The sequence below is a fragment of the Pradoshia eiseniae genome (assembly GCF_002946355.1).
Taxonomy (GTDB): domain Bacteria; phylum Bacillota; class Bacilli; order Bacillales; family Pradoshiaceae; genus Pradoshia; species Pradoshia eiseniae.
In genome coordinates this window covers 1-3,016 of sequence record NZ_PKOZ01000035.1, presented here as the reverse complement: position 1 = coordinate 3,016, position 3,016 = coordinate 1, and the positions used below count along the sequence as shown (strand labels likewise).

General features: G+C 53.2%; 1 rRNA gene. It reads left to right on the top strand.

Annotated features, from left to right (window positions below):
- Positions 1-80 precede the first annotated feature (80 nt).
- Positions 81-3,016, top strand: a 23S ribosomal RNA gene (locus CYL18_RS18870).

The following is a 3,016-nucleotide window of genomic DNA, read 5'->3' as shown; positions in this document are numbered from 1 at the left end:
GTTCTTTGAAAACTGGATAATGTAATGTAAGGCAAAGTAATGCGTCATTAATGTATAAAAACCGAGTAGAGTTTTTTAACGGTTAAGTTAATAAGGGCGCACGGTGGATGCCTTGGCACTAGGAGCCGATGAAGGACGGGACTAACACCGATATGCTTCGGGGAGCTGTAAGTAAGCTTTGATCCGGAGATTTCCGAATGGGGAAACCCACTGTTCGTAATGGAGCAGTATCTTACACTGAATTCATAGGTGTATGAAGGCACACCCGGGGAACTGAAACATCTAAGTACCCGGAGGAAGAGAAAGCAAACGCGATTTCCTGAGTAGCGGCGAGCGAAACGGAACCAGCCCAAACCAGAAGGCTTGCCTTCTGGGGTTGTAGGACACTCATTGTGGAGTTACAAAGGAACGGGGTAGGCGAAGCGACCTGGAAAGGTCCGTCAGAGAAGGTAACAACCCTGTAACCGAAACTTCGTTCCCTCCCGAGTGGATCCTGAGTACGGCGGAACACGAGGAATTCCGTCGGAATCCGGGAGGACCATCTCCCAAGGCTAAATACTCCCTAGTGACCGATAGTGAACCAGTACCGTGAGGGAAAGGTGAAAAGCACCCCGGAAGGGGAGTGAAAGAGATCCTGAAACCGTGTGCCTACAAGTAGTCAGAGCCCGTTAACGGGTGATGGCGTGCCTTTTGTAGAATGAACCGGCGAGTTACGATCCCATGCGAGGTTAAGTTGAAGAGACGGAGCCGCAGCGAAAGCGAGTCTGAATAGGGCGCATGAGTATGTGGTCGTAGACCCGAAACCAGGTGATCTACCCATGTCCAGGATGAAGTCCAGGTAACACTGGATGGAGGTCCGAACCCACGCACGTTGAAAAGTGCGGGGATGAGGTGTGGGTAGCGGAGAAATTCCAATCGAACCTGGAGATAGCTGGTTCTCTCCGAAATAGCTTTAGGGCTAGCCTCGAACTGAGAGTCTTGGAGGTAGAGCACTGTTTGGACTAGGGGCCCTCATCGGGTTACCGAATTCAGACAAACTCCGAATGCCAAAGACTTATGTTCGGGAGTCAGACTGCGAGTGATAAGATCCGTAGTCAAAAGGGAAACAGCCCAGACCGCCAGCTAAGGTCCCAAAGTATACGTTAAGTGGAAAAGGATGTGGAGTTGCCCAGACAACCAGGATGTTGGCTTAGAAGCAGCCACCATTTAAAGAGTGCGTAATAGCTCACTGGTCGAGTGACTCTGCGCCGAAAATGTACCGGGGCTAAACGTATCACCGAAGCTGCGGATGCATACCGTATGGTATGCGTGGTAGGAGAGCGTTCTAAGGGCTGTGAAGCATGACCGGAAGGACATGTGGAGCGCTTAGAAGTGAGAATGCCGGTATGAGTAGCGAAAGAAGGGTGAGAATCCCTTCCACCGAATGCCTAAGGTTTCCTGAGGAAGGCTCGTCCGCTCAGGGTTAGTCAGGACCTAAGCCGAGGCCGAAAGGCGTAGGCGATGGACAACAGGTTGATATTCCTGTACCACCTCTCTTCCATTTGAGTGATGGGGGGACGCAGTAGGATAGGGTAAGCGCGCTGTTGGATATGCGCGTCCAAGCAGTTAGGCCGATGAGTAGGCAAATCCGCTCATCACACAAGGCTGAGCTGTGATGGCGAGGGAACTAGAGTACCGAAGTTCCTGATTCCACACTGCCAAGAAAAGCCTCTAGCGAGGAAGAAGGTGCCTGTACCGCAAACCGACACAGGTAGGCGAGGAGAGAATCCTAAGGTGATCGAGAGAACTCTCGTTAAGGAACTCGGCAAAATGACCCCGTAACTTCGGGAGAAGGGGTGCTCACCAGGGTGTCAAAGCCCAGGTGAGCCGCAGTGAAAAGGCCCAGGCGACTGTTTAGCAAAAACACAGGTCTCTGCGAAGCCGCAAGGCGAAGTATAGGGGCTGACGCCTGCCCGGTGCTGGAAGGTTAAGAGGAGCGCTTAGCGCAAGCGAAGGTGCGAATTGAAGCCCCAGTAAACGGCGGCCGTAACTATAACGGTCCTAAGGTAGCGAAATTCCTTGTCGGGTAAGTTCCGACCCGCACGAAAGGCGTAACGATCTGGGCACTGTCTCAACGAGAGACTCGGTGAAATTATAGTACCTGTGAAGATGCAGGTTACCCGCGACAGGACGGAAAGACCCCGTGGAGCTTTACTGCAGCCTGATATTGAATTTTGGTACAGCTTGTACAGGATAGGTAGGAGCCTTTGAAGCCGGAGCGCCAGCTTCGGTGGAGGCGTCGGTGGGATACTACCCTGGCTGTATTGAACTTCTAACCCGCACCCCTGAACCGGGGTGGGAGACAGTGTCAGGTGGGCAGTTTGACTGGGGCGGTCGCCTCCTAAAGAGTAACGGAGGCGCCCAAAGGTTCCCTCAGAATGGTTGGAAATCATTCGCAGAGTGTAAAGGCACAAGGGAGCTTGACTGCGAGACCTACAAGTCGAGCAGGGACGAAAGTCGGGCTTAGTGATCCGGTGGTTCCGCATGGAAGGGCCATCGCTCAACGGATAAAAGCTACCCCGGGGATAACAGGCTTATCTCCCCCAAGAGTCCACATCGACGGGGAGGTTTGGCACCTCGATGTCGGCTCATCGCATCCTGGGGCTGTAGTCGGTCCCAAGGGTTGGGCTGTTCGCCCATTAAAGCGGTACGCGAGCTGGGTTCAGAACGTCGTGAGACAGTTCGGTCCCTATCCGTCGTGGGCGCAGGAAATTTGAGAGGAGCTGTCCTTAGTACGAGAGGACCGGGATGGACGCACCGCTGGTGTACCAGTTGTTCCGCCAGGAGCATAGCTGGGTAGCTACGTGCGGACGGGATAAGTGCTGAAAGCATCTAAGCATGAAGCCCCCCTCGAGATGAGATTTCCCATAGCGCAAGCTAGTAAGAACCCTGAAAGATGATCAGGTAGATAGGTCCGAGGTGGAAGTGTGGTGACACATGGAGCTGACGGATACTAATCGTTCGAGGACTTAACCAA